Genomic DNA, 15,264 nt, shown 5'->3' on the forward strand with positions numbered 1-15,264 from the left:
TCGCACACCCCAAAAAACAGACGCCTCAGCACCAGCTGCGAGACTGGTGCGAGGCGTCCTGGGCCGACCCCCAGGGCAGTCCATAGGGGCGGGCTTTCCTGGGCCGACCGAACAGCAAAAAGGTCGGCTATGTCTTGGTGGGGCGTCGCTGGGTCCTGCTCGCAGACAGGTGAGCCAGCAACAAAGGAACAGCAACTAACCGAAACAGATACCCCTACGGCCGGTCAAACGCAATACCCCGCCCGGAAATGGCGGTCGGCGATGACTCGGGCTTGGCAGCTGGGAGGTAGCACTTCCCCCCAAGCTCGTACAGTTCGTCAGGGCAGGGAGCACGCACCTCATGCGGAACCCAGCACCCACCGAACAACTCCACCTCAAGCTTCTCCTTCACCTTGCACGGCGGGCGCTTCTGGTTGGCGAAGGGCTTCTTCGGGAGAGCGCGCGCCAGGACGATGGGGAGGTCATCAGCGGTGGTGGTGAGCACCAACCCCGTCGCCTCGAGCGAGGCATCCCACCCCGCGTCCCAGTCCCCCTGGGCCAGTTCGGCGCCGGCAAGCATGTTCCCGGAGATCCCTGAGTTGGAGGCACCGAGGTGGAGGAGGGCCGCGGCCACCGCGGCCACGATTCCAGCAGCGAGGGAGGGGCGCTGCCAGTTCCGAGAGGTGGGGGCTGCCGGGCGAGGCGTCACCGCATGGCGCGCGGAGGGAGGACGGCGCGCGGCGCGCAGGTGGGGCATCGTCTCGGGGCGGTTGATGGTGGCGTTGGCGAGTTCCTCGGCGTCTCTGAGCATGAACACGAGCTCCTCGGGCACGTCAGCCGGGTCACCAGCCCTGGGCGCGCTCTCCACCTCGAGCGCAACGAAGGCCGGGGACACGGACGAGGTCACGCGCACTGTCCAGTCGGCGAGAATCTCCTCGTCGTCCTGACGCTCCGTGCGTTGGAGGACCAATGCCGGCGCCCCCGTCACCACGTTGTGGGCGCGGTAGATGCGCCCCATGTCCCCCGTGCTCTTGAACCTCGGACCCAGTACATACGGCCCGAGCTGGTTACCCCGTTGACGAGCGCTGTGCATGGCGCGGCCCTCCCGCGCCCGGTTGTACCGCACCCGCACCGACGCTGTCGCCTTCCGGATATTCATGGCGCCAAGCCAACCGCCCTTTCTCGCCCGTCACACCCAACTGGAGGGAACGCGTGGCCAAGACGCAGGTTCAGGATGATGACGATGTGATGGTGTCGCTCGCCGACGTCCGGAGGGCAATGGAACAGGTCGGCTCTGACGACCCTGCATCGCTGCTTGGCGACGGCGATATTGAGTCCGTGGTCGACCTGCTGCGCGAGACGGCCCAGGTCGAATAGGCCGCCCCTTCTCCCGGGCATGCCGATGTTCCTCACCGACCGCCTGCGTGCGTTGATGGGTCTCCCCGCCCCCGAGGAGCCCAAGCCCCGCTTCGGCCCCCTGAACCTGCGCAGCATCGAGCGGTGCTGCGACAAGGCGAAGGCCGAGCGGTGTCTGTGCGAGTGGTACTACTGGGTGTGTCCGGACCATCCAGCGACGGGGGGCTGCCACCCCACCAACACCCACGATTAGAGGCCGACTAGCCCCGGCCTCGGCGAGCCTCGGACGGTCCCCTTTCCCGTCCGGGGCTCGTCTCTTTTCCGCCCCACCCCAGGAGGATTGCCGTGCCCTGCCCTGTCCCGTCGCACCTGCCCACCCCGCCAACCCTCACCACCCTCCTGGACGAGCTCGCGGCAGTCAACGCCCCACGGGCCACCGAGCTCCAGGCCTCCGTCCACGGGATGGAGGGCCGCCAGCGCGAGGCCCGAGAGCAGCTCGCCGCCGCAGAGTCGGTCCTCTCCCTGGTGAAGCCCGGCAGCTCCGGCCGGACCCTGGACGAGTGGTGCCTGCGCTTCGCAGACGCGCAGAGTGCCCGCCATGCGGTGCGCCGGCTGGCGGTCGACGCGGACAGCCTTCGGGCCGTGCTCGAGCGGGAACTCTTCCTCGCCCGCCGCAGCCGGGCGCTCGGCCGTGTCATCTGCCCGAGCTGTGTCGGCTCTGGTGACGGGCCTCCGCTCGACGGGGGTACCAGCCTCGTACTGTCCTCGTGCGACACCTGCGCTGGCACCGGTTACGTGCGCTCCTCGCGGCCCGCCCGGTAGGCGCGCCCCTTCTGCCCGTCGACACCGGACGCATCCCGCGCCGGTCGGTCAGGAGGAAGCATGCTCTCGTCCAAGAAGTGGTTCCCCTCGGTCCACGTGCTGGCGGTCCTCTCGGTGCTGGGGGCCAGCGTCGCCCTCGCCGGGACGCCGCCGCCCTACACCATCGACACGAAGACGGGGCTTAGCCGCACCGCGGAGTCCAACCTGTTCCACGCGGTGAGGCGCATGGTGGACCCCGTGGCCAAGGCGCTGGGCTTCAACGAGGCCGAGAATCAGTGCGCACAGGCCACAGCAGCAGAGGCGCTCATCAAGGCCACGCAGGAGGCCATGTCCGGAAAACTCTTCGGGCTGTCTGGCGGTGACGATGCTCTGCGTCACTTCAAGCAGGGCCAAGACGACTGGTGCAACAAGCAGGGAGGGAAGCGAGGCGCCGAGGCCATTGCACCGTATGCGAGCCAGGCTCAGTCCTTCATGCGGCCGTTCCTCCAGGAGCGCTTCGAGGGGCTGAAGGCGCAGAAGGTCGAGCTCACCCCTACCGTCGTCGCCGCCGCCATCGCTGCGGCGCTCCTCGCGCTGCCGGCCCTCGCCCCGCTGTAAGCACGCACCAACGGACGTGAGAAGGGCCCGGCCTCCATCTCGGAGCCGGGCCCTTCTCGCTTCAGGGGGGGGCGGAACGGTCCCCGTATCTCTACGCCAGTGAACGGCGCGGGTCATATCGCCTCTCCCGACCTACGCTGTACTTGCCGCCCGGGGGCGGCCGGTATCTAAGCCAACAATAGGTAGTGCTTGGTGCATTGTCTTTCGAAAGGGCGCTTGAATGAGTGACAGTATGGCAGCAAGAAACGAGGATTACGGCACCGAGGCAGCACTCCGACTCATGGCTGACGACGCAGAGCGGCAGTCAAAGGATATAAAGGGACGGGAGCTTGCCGCGAAACGCCTCCTCACCCAGTTCCTGGCGCTGGGGGACAAGCAGCGCCGCGACAGCATGAGGTTCGACTTCGAAAAACAAGGCGAAGGCGTAAAGATCTGTCTCCCAACGGGGCCGTCCACCCATCCCGACATCGTGCACGTGAGGTACGCGAACGGTACGTTCGTAGTGGAAGGCGGACCCAAGAAGGTGAACGTGGATCTCGCCTATGATGCGTATCTGGGCGACTACGTGCCTGCGCAGCCAAGGAACGAAGGGGACGTTCCCCGACCTCCGCTGGGGGAACTCATCTACGCAGTGCTGAAGGCCACCGAGCGCCTGCCGGCAGAGGCATCATAATAGAGCCCCCGAGGCGAGCACGGCGGCGGGGACGTCGCGCCCAACGTCGGGGATGGTGATGCCCCCTCTCCCTGGAGTGGACGACTAGCCCCTTCGGCCACGCACGCTTTGCTGTAGGCAAACACAACGAAGGGCCCGGCTCCGAGGTGGAGAACCGGGCCCTCCGTGCGTCAGGAGGCGGCGTGTCCTACCGGGCGACGGACGCCGGCGGCCGAGCTCGCCGCCTTCAGCTTCGCGCCCCAGGAGAACAGGCCCGAGGCGCCCGCGGCGGTGAGCAGGATGCCCAGCACCAGGGACGGGGTGAGGGGCGTGCCGGCCGCCAGTGCGGTGGACAGTTGCAGCACGGCGGCCGTCAGCACCGCCAGGAAGATGCCCGCCCAGTCCGTGCGGAGCCAGGTCACCCTGGAGGAGCCGAAGCGCCGCACCGCGTACACGACGCCGAGCACCAGGGCGCACGCGAGCAGCCCCCAGTTCTTCGAGGACACGGCCTGGGCGAAGAGCTTCACTACCTCGCCGAGCTGCACCTCGCTGGGCGTGGCGGTGTCCGGGGGGATCGCCTCGGGCTGGGACACCGCAGGCGCGGCCTCCTGGGCCTGGGCGACCAGGTGCGCGGTGACGCTGCCCGCCCCCGTGTTGTCAGACGGCTCGGCCAGCGCGGGAGTGGACAGGGCCAGCAGGGTGAGGACGGCGAGGGACGACAGGGACAGGCGACGCATGAGGGCTCCTGGGTGTTGGGTGAGGTGATTCGCCCTGGAGAAGGAGTGGGTGGCGCCCCGGAACGAGAAAGGCCCGGCTCCAAGGTGGAGACCGGGCCCGTGTGCATCAGTTCCGCAGGGTGTGCCTCACACGCGCGGCGGCCAGCTCCAGCAGCCCGCCTTGGGCTCGGGGCTGAAGGGGACATCCGGCTGTGGCTGGGTCTCCCCGCTCCACAGGACACGGGACAGGTTCACCCGCCCAGTGTCGTCCAGCACGGCAGCGATGGTCGCCGCACTGGGCTCCAGTTCGCTGCTGCCCGGGCTGGTGGTCGAGTAGAAGTGGACGACGCGGCCGAGGCTGGGCTTCTGGGCGGGGGGGCTGTTGCTCTGCTGGGACATGGGTGCTCCTGGGTGAAGGGCGCCGGCGAGCCGGGCCCGGGTGAAAGGGTCAGCGGCTCGCGTGAGGCTTCTCGGTCAGCTTCTCGACGGCGCGGGAGAGCCGGGCGATCTCGCTGTTGAGCGCTCGGAGCTGCTCCTCGAGGCGACCCGCCTGGATGTCGGCGGTGCGCTGGGTGGCGGCGACCCGGGACAGGTCCGCCTCGACGGCCGTGGTGCGGCGCTCGAGGTGGCGGACGTCAGCGCCCAACGTGCCCCACTGCGCGGCGAGCCCGAGCAGCGTGACGACGATGGGCACGGCCATGGTGAGCCAGGGCGAGGGCTTGGGCTCGGCGGGGGCGGTGGGCGTGCTCATGCCCAGCGAGAAGGGGTGAGGCGCCGAGCGGCGCGCTCGTCCGACGCGCGAGGCGTTACCGTGAGTGTGAACAAACCTGATGTGTCGCACATGTAGGCATGGAGGGGACCCCCACCCTCAAAAACCACCATGTAGGACAAAAATCGGATTGCTCGGCGCCCTGCAATCTCGCGCTCGCGGTTACCCCACGGTGCCCCACGCGAACCACCAGCCGAAACTGTCGGACGACCCCCGGAAATTTGGGGTGCATGGCCCCTCCCCCGTCCGTAAACGGGCGGAATCACGTTCGGCACCGTCCGGGGAGGGGTGCTGATTGGAGCAGAACTGGAGCCCTCCACGCCCCTTCTCGCGGGTGTCACCTCGCAGCCAGCCCATGGAGGGCACCCATGACGACCCAGTCCAGCAGCACCCCCGCCAACACCTACACCCTCGGCCGTATCGGCTACGACGCCTATGGCAATCACCCGAGCGCCCACGGCCCTTGGACCACCTTCGACGGGCGGTCCATGCCGAAGTGGGAGGAGTACAGCGCGGCGGGCCCCGGCAGCAGCGGCGCCTTCACCCAGGAGCGCTGGGAGCGGGCGGCGGCCGCCGTCATCGCGGAGCACGAGGGCCGCCAGGCCGGTGGGCTGAAGCGCATCGGCGAGTTCTCCATCGCCGTCAACACCAGTGAGGCCGAGGCCTCCATGTCCCGGCTGGAAGCCCGGGCCGAGACGCTCGTGGCCAGCCTGCGCGAGGCCGACACGTTGATGACCAAGCTCGAGCCGCCCGCCCCGTCGGCGACCCTCGCGAACGAGGGCCGCATCGATCCGTTCCTCATGGGCATCTCGGAGATCGCCAGCGCCATCCGTGACCTGGCCGAGGCCACGCGCGCGGCTGGTGGGGACTCCGCACCGGTGGCGGAGCTCGTCGAGGACGTGACGAAGGCGCTGCACAACCGGGTGCGCGTCCTGGCGTCGCCGCCCTCCGAGCACGACGCCCACGCCTAACCTCCTCGGGTGAGCGGCGCAGTCCGCCCACCCCTTCTCCCCGGCATGGCCCGCCCTCGGAACCTGCCGCCGGAGCTGCTCGATGGCCCGGATGGGGGCGATGGCGGGGACTCGTCCCTCGCTCCCGATCCGCTGGAGGGCTATGAGCCCACCGGCCTGCGAGGGCCTCGCACGTCCCTCACCCCGGAGATGGTGCTCACCATCGCCCGGGAGATTGCCCGGACCGGCGTGTTGCGCTCCGCAGCTGCCAAGGCTGGAACCACGGACGACTGCTTGAGTCAGTGGCTGCGTCGAGGGAAGGACGCGGCGGCCCGTCGCAAGCGCAGCCTCTACACCCAGCTCTACATGGAGGTCGAGTACGCCAGGGCCCACCGCCGCGCATACCTCATCAACCTGGGCGAGCGCAGCGTCACCGATCGGCACATGAATCCGCGCTTCGTGACCTGGCTGATGGCGGTCACGGAGCCCAAGGAGTTCACCGTCCCACGGGAACCGGGCGCGGCCCTGCCGGGAAACGCCCTGGGGCCAGCCTTCGAGATGGTCACCCCCGAGCAGGCCATGAAAAGCCTGGAGGAGAAGGCCGCGAAGTTCCTTGCTCTCGAGGACCGGCGCGCGGCGATGATCGCCGAGGCCACGGCAGCCGCCGACGCAGAGAGCGCCCCATCCGAGGGTGCGTGATGGTGGCGAGCGCGGCGGTGCAGCAGGCAGGGGAGGATCTCTTCAAGGGTGTCACCCTGCTGTCGTCAGCCACCCTGGGGCGCTTCTCGCTCTTCGACCAGCTCGTCCTGAAGCGCCGGGCGACTCGCATCCAGGAGTCCCTCACGATCGCTCTGGGACTCACGCCCGCGGAGGTGCTCACGCTGTACTACGAGCCCCGCTGTTCGCTGCGCCCGGTGCAGATGACGCCCTCGGCGGTGTGGCGAACCTGGTTCTTCCTGGGCGGCCGCGGCACTGGGAAGACGCACGCCGGCGCGTCGGCCGTTATCGAGGAGGCCCGAGCAGATCCGAACGCGGTGATGCTCATCGTCGGACCCACCGACAGCGAGATTCGCAAGAACCAGCTCGAGGGTTCGTCTGGAATTCTCACTCTCTCTCCGCCCTGGTTCCGGCCCGTTCACAAGCGCAGCAAGCGCATGTTGGTGTGGCCCAATGGGGCGATCGCGCACTACGTCCCTGCCCAGGCGGGGCCCGACAAATTTCGCGGCTACAACGTGTCCTTCGTTTGGGCAGACGAGATCGTCGCCTGGAAGAAGCACCCCGAGGACGTGTACGACCAGTGCCGCACCAAGTGCGCGCGCATCATTACCCCGCGCATGGAGCGGCTCGGCCTACCCGCGCGCGTCGTCATCACCACCACGCCGGCCCCCACCCCTCTCTTCCGCCAGATCCTCAAGGACAAGGACAGGCTCTTCCTCGCGCAGTCCACCACCTTCGACAACGCGGCCAATCTGGATCCGTCTTTCATCCGGCAGGCGCTCGCGCTCGCGAACTCCACCGACGGCCGACGGGAGTACGGCGGTGAGCTCTTCTTCCCCATGGACGCGACGCTTTACAAGCGCGTCAACTGGGACGCGTCTCGGGTGGAGAGCGTCGAGGCGATCCCTGCCCGGGACGGCGAGCCGCTCTTCGACAAGGTCGTGGTGAGCGTCGACCCTGCCACCGGCGAGAGGAAGGGGGCGGACCTACACGGGATTGTCGTAGAGGGTATTCGCGAGGAGGTGGACGGCCTCCTCCACACGTACGTGTTGCAGGACCTGTCGCTCCAAGAGCCCGAGCCGACCGCCTGGGCGAAGGTTGCCGTAGACGCCGTGCATCGGTGGAAGCACCTGGCCCCGCCGCGCAAGACCTTCGTCTTCGCCGAGACGAATACCGGCGGTTCGATGGTGAAGAGCACCATTCGAGGCGTGGACGGCAAGGTGAAGGTGAAGGGCATGCGCGCCATGAATTCCAAGGCCGAGCGCGCGGCCCCGGTGACTGCCCAGTGCGAAGCTGGCCTGGTGCACATGGTGGGCAAGCACCACAAGCTGGAGAAGCAGCTATCGGAGTTCACCGGGCAGGATGGGGGCCACGGCCGGGACGACCGGGCCGACGCGTTCGCGTGGCCCATCTACCTGTACGTCTGCCCGAAGCGACAGAACGCCGGCGCCGCTGGGCGCACGGGCGAGCCGCAGGCCCATGCAGAGGGGGACGACGAGGACGACGCGTAGGCCACGCGCCCCTTCTTCGCAGCATGTCCGCCCCCTCCCTGCGCAACCGTTTTCGGGCCACCCTGTCCCGCCTGCTGCTGGGCCCAGGTGCCGGGCAACCGGTCATCCACGCCATCCCCATCACCACGTTCTCTCCTCGCCGAGACAGCCGTGCAGTGCTCGACGCGTACGCGGAGGATGCGTGGTTTCAGGCGGTGGTGGACACGGTGGCGGACCCCATAGCCGCCAGTCACTTCCGGGTGTTCAAGCCCAACCACCTGCGCACCCCGCCGGGCTCCTTCAAAACCAAGGCGCTGCGCACGCGCCTGTGCGCCATGAATGTGCAGCTGCGCACCAAGGAATTGGAGGCCCTGGTTTCCGCCGGGGACTGGATTGAGCTCGAGGACCACGAGCTACTGCGCATCCTATACGCACCCCACCCTGACTACCCAGGCCAGTCCTGTCTGAAGCTGCTTGCGGTGTACCGCATGCTCCCGGGCGAGGCCTTTCTCTGGCTGCGTCGCTCCGCGACAGGGACCGTCGTGGGGTATGAGCCCATCCCGCCTCATTGCGTCTCGATGACGCCTACCCCGCAGGACCCCCACTACTTCATCAGCTACAACCAATTCGCGGGGCGCGTGCACGCCTCCGAGGTGGTGTGGCTCAAGGGGCTGGACCCACGCAACCCCGTAGGCCGCGGCCTGGGACGCGGCAGCGCTCTGGCGGACGAGCTCGACACCAATGCCGCCATCCAGTCCGCACGCAAGGCCACGTTCAAGCGAGGCGGCCTCCCAGCTGCCGTCGTAGGAGTGGACGAGGGGCCCGCCGGCGAGGACAGAGCAGAGGAACTCCAGGCCGAGTATGAAGAGCGATTCGGCAAGCCCGAGAGCGCTGGCCGCGTCTGGTTCGTCAGCGGCAAGACGACGCTGTCACAGATTCAGCAGGACTTCCGTGCGCTACAGATGGACGAGGCGGCCCGCGCCCTCGGGAGCCTGGTGCGGCAGGTGTTCAACGTCCCCCCTGGGATGATGGGCGACTCGGCCGCCGGAACGCGTGCTAGCGCCGAGGAGGAGAAGTACACGCTGGCCGACCGCGCGATCGCTCCCTGGCAGGACAAGCTTGTAGTCGAGCTGAATCACGGGCTCGTTCCCCGCGTCGACCCCGAGGCGATCATCGTGGCGAAGGACCCGCGTCCCGAGTCCTGGGAGCGGACCTTCAAGGTGATGGCGGCTGCGCCCAATGAGGGAGTCTCCTGGAACGAGGTGCGCGCCCTGGGCGGCCTCCCTCCAGACCCGGCCTTGGAGGGGAAGCGGCCGCGCCCGCTGCCTGGCGCTCAGCCCGTGCTCGACACCCCGGCCACGCCCGCCAACCCGCCACCACCGCGGGGTGACGCCGAACGCCGATAGCCGCCGCTTCTCCTGACCATGAAGACGCGAGGCCTCTCCCTCAAGCTCATGGATGCTGCGCCCCGGCCGTCTCTGGCAACGGCGACGGGGCCCGTGTTCGCGATGCTAGACCCGCCCGGGGTGCCGGATGCCCATGGCGACACCATGGACGCCGGAGCTCTCCGGCTCCCCGATGGCATCTCCGAGGTGCCGCTCTACTGGGTGCACTCGTACCACGAGGGCGTTGTCCCCAAGGCTACGCCTGAGCAGCGCCTGCCCATTGGCTCCGCCACCGTCTGGGAGGAGGGCGGCCAGTGGTACTTCGTGCCGCGCTTCAACCACCTCACCGACCTCTCGAAGCAGGTGTCCGCCGCCGTCGCCGCGGGCGAAGTCACGGCATGCAGCATCGGCTACCTCACGGTGAGAGGAACGCCGAACGACAAGGGGCCAGACGGCAAAGGTGAGGACGTGCACGAGGCGCGGTTGCTCGAGGCGAGCCTCGTCGACAAGGGCGCCAAGGAAAGCGCCGTGAGGGTGAAAGCAATGGCAGACGAAACGACGGAGTGCCCGGGCTGCGCGGCTGTACGCGCAGACGTGGCTGCGATGAAGGCGATGGTGACGGCGATGCACGAGCAGGCCTTCCCCAAGGAGGCGCCCGCCCCAAAGGCGAAGGAAGAGGCGCCCCCGCCCGCCGAGGAGGAGAAGCCCAAGGACGAGCAGCCCCCGCCGGCCGAGGACGAGGAGCCCGTGACGAAGTGGCTCCGGAGCTTCGCCGCGTAGCAGTCCGCCCCTTCTCCATCACGAACCGAGACACCCACGCAGGAGTCCCAGATGGCCCCCGTTCCCAGCCCCGCCCCCGCCCCGAATCCCGCGCCGCCCCCCATCCCCCCGAACGTCGAGGCTGCGCTCCAGCCCGTGGTGGTGAAGGCGGTGGAGGCGGCGCTCGCCTCGCGCGCGGCTGCTACCCCGGCTGCCCCCGGGCCGACGGTCACCAACGCGCGTGACCTCCAAATGGACCCCGACGACGGACGCCTCTACCAAGCCCGCGTTGGCGTCGCTGTCAAGGCGGTGTACCTCGCGCGCGCCAAGGCGCTGGGTGTGGCGAAGAACCTGGACGAGCTCGAGAAATACCTCGTGAAGGCCAAGGCCGTGGGTGCGTTCGCGTCGCTCTTCGGCCAGGGCGGCGAGCGGCTCCCTGTCGTCGAGTCCACGGAGATGATCGAGTTCCTCCGCGACGAGTCCCTCTTCCTGTCGCGCCCCGGGCTGCGGAAGGCCAGTGGGTACGGGGGCAAGTTCGTGGTGGGACGTCAGAACGCCGGGGCCGTCGTCTACTGGGCGGCCGAGGGTGAGCCGGTCGAGAAGACGCAGATGAAGACGGGCCTGCTCGAGCTCGGCAGCCACAAGCTCATGGGGCGCGCCGAGACCTCCAACGACCTGATGCGCCGAGGCCACTCGTCGGCGGCGTCGGACGTCGGCGCCGACATCCAGGTGGCGGCGGCGCTGAAGATGGATGAGGCCGCGCTCTTCGGCAAGGGCAACAAGCAGCCCCTCGGCGTCCTGGAGGATGTGGACTCGTCCATGATCACCGCGAGCGCCGGCGCCACGGTGGACGACATGCTCGCCGACATGGACGACCTGCCGGCGGCGCTGGAGAAGAAGCGGCACAAGTTGGATGCGAGCGCCTTCTACTTCATGGACCCGAACACCTTCTGGGCGCTGCGCAACAAGCGGGACGCAGCCGGCTGGATGTTCGAGGGGCTCCGCGACCTGAAGAACCCCACCCACAACGGCTTCCCCGTGCTCCGCCACAACACGCTGATCGGCTTCAAGAAGATCGGCTTCGGTCTGGCGTCCCAGCTCTACTTCGGCGCGGCGGCCGAGTTGGAGATGGCCATCGGCGAGAACGCCTCCGATTTCGCCAACGACATGCAGACGCTGCGCATCGTCGGGTACGCCGACTGGAAGCTCCGCCACACCACCGCTTTCGCCTTCAAGAAGGACGTCACCTACTGACCCGGGCCCCGCCCGAGAAGGGAACACCATGCTGTCCAGCATCATCAGGACCAACATCGGCGCCTACGTACTGTGCAACAACCTGGCGCTCGTGCCTGCGGACCAGGCGGCCGGCACCCGCCAGGGTACGACGTTCGCCCCGGGCCGCTACGGCTCGGCCGTGCTGGTGGCGTTCACCGGGGCCATCAGCGGGGCGCCCACCGCCACCAGCGTCACGTACGAGGTGGAGACGCGCGACGGCAGCGATGCCGGCAATCCGTGGACCCCGCTGAAGGACATGGACGGCCAGGATGTGGCGCTCGCCATCACCTCGGCCAGCACCGCGGAGGAGCTCGACGTCGATCTCCAGTTCGTTCCCGTGGGGCATGACGAATTGCGGGTGGTGGAGACGGTGGCCCTCACCGCTGGCACCACGCCCAAGGTGGTGACGGGGGCGGTGCTGGTGCTCGGCGGCGCGTCCACTCTGCCCATCTAGCGCAACCCCTCTCAGTCCTCCCGGCCGGGAGGTGGCCTCCCTGGCTGCCTTTCCGGCCGTTCTATTAGAGACGCCCATGCTGACCAACAACAGCTACCCCTCCCCCAACCACTCCAGCCGCAGCGACGTGCGCGTGGACGTTCTCGTCCTGCACCACACGGCGACGCGGCGAGGCGCCCCGGCCCTCCGGACGTTGACGGACGACGCGGTTCCCCCTGAGCGCAGGGTGTCCGCGCACTACCTCGTGGACACCGACGGCACGGTGTACTGCCTCGTGGCGGAGAGCCGGAAGGCGTGGCACGCGGGCGTCTCCACCCTGCGTGGCGAGAGCAGGCCCAGCGTCAACGCACGCTCCATCGGCATCGAGATCGTCAACCCCGGCGACAACGTCACCCCGTTCACTGAGGCGCAGTACCAGGCGCTGGAGCAGCTCGTCCCGGAGATCGTCCTGCGCCACCGCATCCCCACGGAGAACGTCCTCGGCCACCGTGACGTGGCCCCCGGACGGAAGACGGACCCCGCGGACAACTTCAACTGGGCCCGGGTGCGCGCGGCGGTGGAGCGCGCGCAGAGGAGCGTGGCGTAGCCATGGCCACCGAGTACGACCTCACCACGGTGGCGCGCGCGGCGGGCCGCCTCAAGGTGTCCAGCTCGGACGCCCAGCTGCCAGCTCTCGTCACCGCGGCGAGCCGGGCTCTGGCCAACTGGCTGGGCTACGAGGTGCACCTGCGCACGGACGCTCAGGAGTCAGTGCCCAGCGAGGGCGGACGCCGGCTCTTCCTGCGCGCGGGGGCGGTGCGGCGCCTGGTGCGTATCACCGTGGGCGGTGAGGAGGTGGCCGCCACCGACTACCACCTTGAGAGCCCACGTCACGGACGCATTGTCCGGCGCTCCTGCGCGTGGCCCTTCACCGGCACGTGGACGGCCGGCGTCTCGCCAATACCCCACACGGCCTACGACACCGGGGAAATCGTCGTCACCTACGACGCCGGCTGGAGGACACCCGGCCAGGTGGAGCTTGCGCTGGCGGCGGACCCCACGAGCACACTCACCAGCGACTTGCCCGCCGAGCTCGAGGAGGCCGTCCTCGCGACGGTCACCGCCCTGTACCGGCCCGCGGGGAGGGACCCCAATGTGACGAGTCGCAGCGTCGGCGATGCCTCGGTGACGTGGAGCACGGACCCCAAGGCGGTGCCTGAGATGGCCCGCCAGCTTGCCGAGCCGCACCGCAAGACGCGGAACCGGAGGCAGTCGTGAGCCTCATCGCCGAGGACCTGCACCAGACCTTCCATCTGCGCCGCTTCCTCGGGACGGAGGACAACGGCCGGCGGGAGGTGTACGGCGAGCCCGATCCCTACCCGTGCCGCTGGCAGCCCGGAGCCCGGCGCGTGCAGACCGTCGACGGTCGCCAGGCGGTGGCCCAGGGCACCCTCTTCACGACCGCCCAGGTGTCGCCGGAGGAACTCGGGAAGCTGCGCATCTGGCTGCCGGGGGCTGACCCCGCGGACTACAAGCTGAGCCGCCAGGCCGTGCAGGTGTTCGTCCGGATGGACCTCGAGACGGGCGCCTTCGACCATTCGGAGCTGGTGCTATGAGCCTGCGCGACTGCGAGCTCGACGTCGCCACCCTGCTGCAGGCAGCGGGAGTGGGCAGCCTCGCGGGCCCGACGCCCACGCTCTACGCGGGCCCCTACCCCGCCAGCGCGCCCGACGCGATGACCTCCTGCCGTCACTCTGGTGCCGAGAAGCCGGAGAAGTACCTCGCCAACACGGGGCTGGCGAAACACACCGAGTCCGTGACGGTGCTGGTGCGCGGTACGCGGGAGCCGAACGCGTACACGGAGAGCGGCACTAGGGCCAGGGCAGCTTGGTCCGCCCTCTACGACTTGCACCCACCGGAGTACGAGACGGTGGATTTGGAGGATGGCGGGCCCACCTACCTGCGCGATGACGAAGAGCAGCGCCCCCTCTGGTCCTTCACCGTTGGCCTGGAGTACCTATCGGCCACCGCCCCGGGCGTGGTGGTGCCGCTCTCCCGGGACGCCACGCTGCAGGTGGGAGGGCTGTCCGTCACCGGCCAAGCCACCCTGGACGGGCTGCTGGTGCTGGCGTCCATGCCCTTCGCCAGCTTCCCCGCGCCTGGGGGCTACCGCGGAGCCCTCGCCTTCGACACGGACGCCGGGCTCCTGCGCGTCTCCACCGGCTCGGAGTGGTTGGCCATCGGTGCGCCGCCCCCCATTCCCACGGCTGCCGAGGTCCTCGTTACGCCCGCTGGCGAGCTCGCCTCCAACAACGTGCAGGACGCGCTCGAGGAACTGCAATCCGACGTCTCTGGCCGGGCCACCGCGGCGGAGCTCGCGGCGAAGGCGGACGCGAGCGCTCTTGCCTCGCATACTTCGGCGAGCACGGCTCACGGGGTGACGGGCGCCGTGGTGGGCACGACGGGCGTGCAGACGCTCTCAGGGAAGAAACACTCAGGATTGTTTGAGGTGGTGGACGTGCCAGTGGGGGCTGTGGCCCTCCGCATCCCGGCCGGCGCGTACCTGGCTTTCGACGCAGCTGGAACCAGGTACCTGCACGTCAGCAGCAACATCATCCGAAGCAACACCGCCTTCGCGGCCCCGTCCGTCACGGCGGGCCAAGGACTCGGCAACGAGAGCGGCGCCTTCGCTGTGGACGGGAGCTCCAATTTCGTCGTCACCCGAAACGGCCGCATCAGGCGCCTGACGGGTGACACCACCGCCACCGCGGGCAACGCCACGTCCAATACGTGGAAGGGCCGAGCGAAGGTCGCCGCTGGGCAGAATGCCGTCACCATCACCAACAACCTGTGCCTAGCCAGTAGCGATGTCTTCGCCCACGTGCAGCAGCCCACCGCCGACGCCAACGGCTCACGCGTGGTGCGCACCACGGCGGCAGTCGGCTCGCTCACCATCTACCTGGACACCCCGCCCGCTGCTGACTTGGTGGTGGCATGGGAGCTCCGTGACTGAGGACGCCATGACGAGGACGGAAGAGGAGTTGCTGGCCGCGTACGAACTGGTGGCACGCCTGGAGGCCAAGAAGCGGGAGGAAGACGAGGCGAAGGCTGCCACCACCCCCGCGGTGCGCGGCTTGGCGGTGGCCCTGCACGGGAAGCTCTGCACCAACCCCCACCCAGTCGGGTGCGACTGGTACCGGGACGCGACGGCGGATGACCCCGAGGCGGCCGACTGGACGCAGGAGGACCACCAGTGGTGGCTCAACGTCACCCGCTTCTCCCTCGGGTGGATGGTTGGCAACGGCTGGAAGGTGACGCCACCCGGGGCAACGGAGCCGCTCCCCGCCCCGCCCACGAACTGAGC

At 69.0% G+C, this 15,264-nt stretch carries 21 protein-coding genes; 17 read left to right on the forward strand and 4 right to left on the reverse strand.

Going from position 1 to position 15,264, the window contains the following annotated elements; genetic code table 11:
- Positions 1–214 precede the first annotated feature (214 nt).
- Positions 215–1,138: a hypothetical protein gene (locus OV287_RS38080; RefSeq protein ID WP_267538949.1), complete on the reverse strand. Its 924-nt coding sequence runs from the start codon at positions 1,136–1,138 to the stop codon at positions 215–217.
- A gap of 53 nt (positions 1,139–1,191) precedes the next feature.
- Here OV287_RS38080 and OV287_RS38085 point away from each other — a divergent pair, with 53 nt between their 5' ends.
- From OV287_RS38085 to OV287_RS38105, 5 genes are all read left to right on the forward strand, one after another.
- Complete coding sequence (locus OV287_RS38085; RefSeq protein WP_267538950.1) at positions 1,192–1,356, forward strand: hypothetical protein; 165 nt, start codon at positions 1,192–1,194, stop codon at positions 1,354–1,356.
- A 25-nt stretch (positions 1,357–1,381) separates the two neighbouring features.
- Positions 1,382–1,588 carry a hypothetical protein gene (locus OV287_RS38090; RefSeq protein WP_267538951.1) on the forward strand — a complete coding sequence of 69 codons (207 nt, stop codon included), beginning with the start codon at positions 1,382–1,384 and terminating at the stop codon, positions 1,586–1,588.
- A 92-nt stretch (positions 1,589–1,680) separates the two neighbouring features.
- Positions 1,681–2,157 (forward strand): hypothetical protein, encoded by a 477-nt coding sequence (locus OV287_RS38095; RefSeq protein WP_267538952.1) that lies wholly within the window; start codon positions 1,681–1,683, stop codon positions 2,155–2,157.
- 60 nt (positions 2,158–2,217) lie between these two features.
- Positions 2,218–2,754 (forward strand): hypothetical protein, encoded by a 537-nt coding sequence (locus OV287_RS38100; RefSeq protein WP_267538953.1) that lies wholly within the window; start codon positions 2,218–2,220, stop codon positions 2,752–2,754.
- A 220-nt stretch (positions 2,755–2,974) separates the two neighbouring features.
- Positions 2,975–3,427 carry a hypothetical protein gene (locus OV287_RS38105; RefSeq protein ID WP_267538954.1) on the forward strand — a complete coding sequence of 151 codons (453 nt, stop codon included), beginning with the start codon at positions 2,975–2,977 and terminating at the stop codon, positions 3,425–3,427.
- 170 nt (positions 3,428–3,597) lie between these two features.
- Here the strand turns inward: OV287_RS38105 and OV287_RS38110 are convergent, their stop codons facing one another.
- From OV287_RS38110 to OV287_RS38120, 3 genes are all read right to left on the reverse strand, one after another.
- The gene (locus tag OV287_RS38110; RefSeq protein ID WP_267538955.1) at positions 3,598–4,143 is read right to left on the reverse strand and encodes a hypothetical protein; all 546 of its coding nucleotides are present in this window, start codon (positions 4,141–4,143) and stop codon (positions 3,598–3,600) included.
- A gap of 126 nt (positions 4,144–4,269) precedes the next feature.
- Positions 4,270–4,521 carry a hypothetical protein gene (locus tag OV287_RS38115; protein WP_267538956.1) on the reverse strand — a complete coding sequence of 84 codons (252 nt, stop codon included), beginning with the start codon at positions 4,519–4,521 and terminating at the stop codon, positions 4,270–4,272.
- Positions 4,522–4,570: 49 nt separating this feature from the next.
- Entirely contained in the window at positions 4,571–4,873 is a 303-nt protein-coding gene (locus OV287_RS38120) for a hypothetical protein (protein WP_267538957.1), read from the reverse strand.
- 386 nt (positions 4,874–5,259) lie between these two features.
- Here OV287_RS38120 and OV287_RS38125 point away from each other — a divergent pair, with 386 nt between their 5' ends.
- The 12 genes from OV287_RS38125 (at position 5,260) to OV287_RS38180 (ending at position 15,262) form a co-directional block, all read left to right on the forward strand.
- Complete coding sequence (locus tag OV287_RS38125; RefSeq protein WP_267538958.1) at positions 5,260–5,862, forward strand: hypothetical protein; 603 nt, start codon at positions 5,260–5,262, stop codon at positions 5,860–5,862.
- Between the two features lie 45 nt (positions 5,863–5,907).
- Positions 5,908–6,540 (forward strand): hypothetical protein, encoded by a 633-nt coding sequence (locus tag OV287_RS38130; RefSeq protein WP_267538959.1) that lies wholly within the window; start codon positions 5,908–5,910, stop codon positions 6,538–6,540.
- Positions 6,540–8,069 carry a terminase large subunit domain-containing protein gene (locus OV287_RS38135; protein ID WP_267542488.1) on the forward strand — a complete coding sequence of 510 codons (1,530 nt, stop codon included), beginning with the start codon at positions 6,540–6,542 and terminating at the stop codon, positions 8,067–8,069. The genes OV287_RS38130 and OV287_RS38135 overlap by 1 nt, the downstream gene beginning before the upstream one ends.
- A 23-nt stretch (positions 8,070–8,092) precedes the next feature.
- Positions 8,093–9,454 (forward strand): phage portal protein, encoded by a 1,362-nt coding sequence (locus OV287_RS38140; protein WP_267538960.1) that lies wholly within the window; start codon positions 8,093–8,095, stop codon positions 9,452–9,454.
- A gap of 18 nt (positions 9,455–9,472) precedes the next feature.
- Entirely contained in the window at positions 9,473–10,213 is a 741-nt protein-coding gene (locus OV287_RS38145; RefSeq protein WP_267538961.1) for an HK97 family phage prohead protease, read from the forward strand.
- A 51-nt stretch (positions 10,214–10,264) separates the two neighbouring features.
- Entirely contained in the window at positions 10,265–11,446 is a 1,182-nt protein-coding gene (locus OV287_RS38150) for a phage major capsid protein (protein WP_267538962.1), read from the forward strand.
- A 28-nt stretch (positions 11,447–11,474) separates the two neighbouring features.
- Complete coding sequence (locus tag OV287_RS38155; protein WP_267538963.1) at positions 11,475–11,921, forward strand: hypothetical protein; 447 nt, start codon at positions 11,475–11,477, stop codon at positions 11,919–11,921.
- Between the two features lie 76 nt (positions 11,922–11,997).
- Entirely contained in the window at positions 11,998–12,507 is a 510-nt protein-coding gene (locus OV287_RS38160; protein ID WP_267538964.1) for an N-acetylmuramoyl-L-alanine amidase, read from the forward strand.
- 2 nt (positions 12,508–12,509) lie between these two features.
- Positions 12,510–13,178 (forward strand): head-tail connector protein, encoded by a 669-nt coding sequence (locus OV287_RS38165; protein ID WP_267538965.1) that lies wholly within the window; start codon positions 12,510–12,512, stop codon positions 13,176–13,178.
- On the forward strand, positions 13,175–13,516 hold the full coding sequence (locus OV287_RS38170; RefSeq protein ID WP_267538966.1) for a hypothetical protein: 342 nt from the start codon (positions 13,175–13,177) through the stop codon (positions 13,514–13,516). Before OV287_RS38165 ends, OV287_RS38170 begins: the two co-directional genes overlap by 4 nt.
- A complete protein-coding gene (locus OV287_RS38175) occupies positions 13,513–14,913 on the forward strand; it encodes a hypothetical protein (RefSeq protein ID WP_267538967.1) in 1,401 nt (466 codons plus the stop codon). Before OV287_RS38170 ends, OV287_RS38175 begins: the two co-directional genes overlap by 4 nt.
- A 7-nt stretch (positions 14,914–14,920) precedes the next feature.
- A complete protein-coding gene (locus OV287_RS38180) occupies positions 14,921–15,262 on the forward strand; it encodes a hypothetical protein (protein WP_267538968.1) in 342 nt (113 codons plus the stop codon).
- The last annotated feature ends 2 nt before the right edge of the window (positions 15,263–15,264 follow it).

This window comes from Archangium lansingense, from assembly GCF_026626635.1.
Classification (GTDB): domain Bacteria; phylum Myxococcota; class Myxococcia; order Myxococcales; family Myxococcaceae; genus Archangium; species Archangium lansingense.

Bases quoted from the DNA above. Each gene is read 5' to 3' on its own strand.
- OV287_RS38140 (WP_267538960.1), top strand. From the start codon at position 8,093: ATGTCCGCCCCCTCCCTGCGCAACCGTTTTCGGGCCACCCTGTCCCGC.
- OV287_RS38155 (WP_267538963.1), top strand. From the start codon at position 11,475: ATGCTGTCCAGCATCATCAGGACCAACATCGGCGCCTACGTACTGTGC.
- OV287_RS38125 (WP_267538958.1), top strand. From the start codon at position 5,260: ATGACGACCCAGTCCAGCAGCACCCCCGCCAACACCTACACCCTCGGC.
- OV287_RS38165 (WP_267538965.1), top strand. From the start codon at position 12,510: ATGGCCACCGAGTACGACCTCACCACGGTGGCGCGCGCGGCGGGCCGC.
- OV287_RS38115 (WP_267538956.1), bottom strand. From the start codon at position 4,521: ATGTCCCAGCAGAGCAACAGCCCCCCCGCCCAGAAGCCCAGCCTCGGC.
- OV287_RS38145 (WP_267538961.1), top strand. From the start codon at position 9,473: ATGAAGACGCGAGGCCTCTCCCTCAAGCTCATGGATGCTGCGCCCCGG.
- OV287_RS38090 (WP_267538951.1), top strand. From the start codon at position 1,382: ATGTTCCTCACCGACCGCCTGCGTGCGTTGATGGGTCTCCCCGCCCCC.
- OV287_RS38080 (WP_267538949.1), bottom strand. From the start codon at position 1,138: ATGAATATCCGGAAGGCGACAGCGTCGGTGCGGGTGCGGTACAACCGG.
- OV287_RS38130 (WP_267538959.1), top strand. From the start codon at position 5,908: ATGGCCCGCCCTCGGAACCTGCCGCCGGAGCTGCTCGATGGCCCGGAT.
- OV287_RS38120 (WP_267538957.1), bottom strand. From the start codon at position 4,873: ATGAGCACGCCCACCGCCCCCGCCGAGCCCAAGCCCTCGCCCTGGCTC.
- OV287_RS38150 (WP_267538962.1), top strand. From the start codon at position 10,265: ATGGCCCCCGTTCCCAGCCCCGCCCCCGCCCCGAATCCCGCGCCGCCC.
- OV287_RS38135 (WP_267542488.1), top strand. From the start codon at position 6,540: ATGGTGGCGAGCGCGGCGGTGCAGCAGGCAGGGGAGGATCTCTTCAAG.
- OV287_RS38180 (WP_267538968.1), top strand. From the start codon at position 14,921: ATGACGAGGACGGAAGAGGAGTTGCTGGCCGCGTACGAACTGGTGGCA.
- OV287_RS38110 (WP_267538955.1), bottom strand. From the start codon at position 4,143: ATGCGTCGCCTGTCCCTGTCGTCCCTCGCCGTCCTCACCCTGCTGGCC.
- OV287_RS38100 (WP_267538953.1), top strand. From the start codon at position 2,218: ATGCTCTCGTCCAAGAAGTGGTTCCCCTCGGTCCACGTGCTGGCGGTC.
- OV287_RS38160 (WP_267538964.1), top strand. From the start codon at position 11,998: ATGCTGACCAACAACAGCTACCCCTCCCCCAACCACTCCAGCCGCAGC.
- OV287_RS38175 (WP_267538967.1), top strand. From the start codon at position 13,513: ATGAGCCTGCGCGACTGCGAGCTCGACGTCGCCACCCTGCTGCAGGCA.
- OV287_RS38105 (WP_267538954.1), top strand. From the start codon at position 2,975: ATGAGTGACAGTATGGCAGCAAGAAACGAGGATTACGGCACCGAGGCA.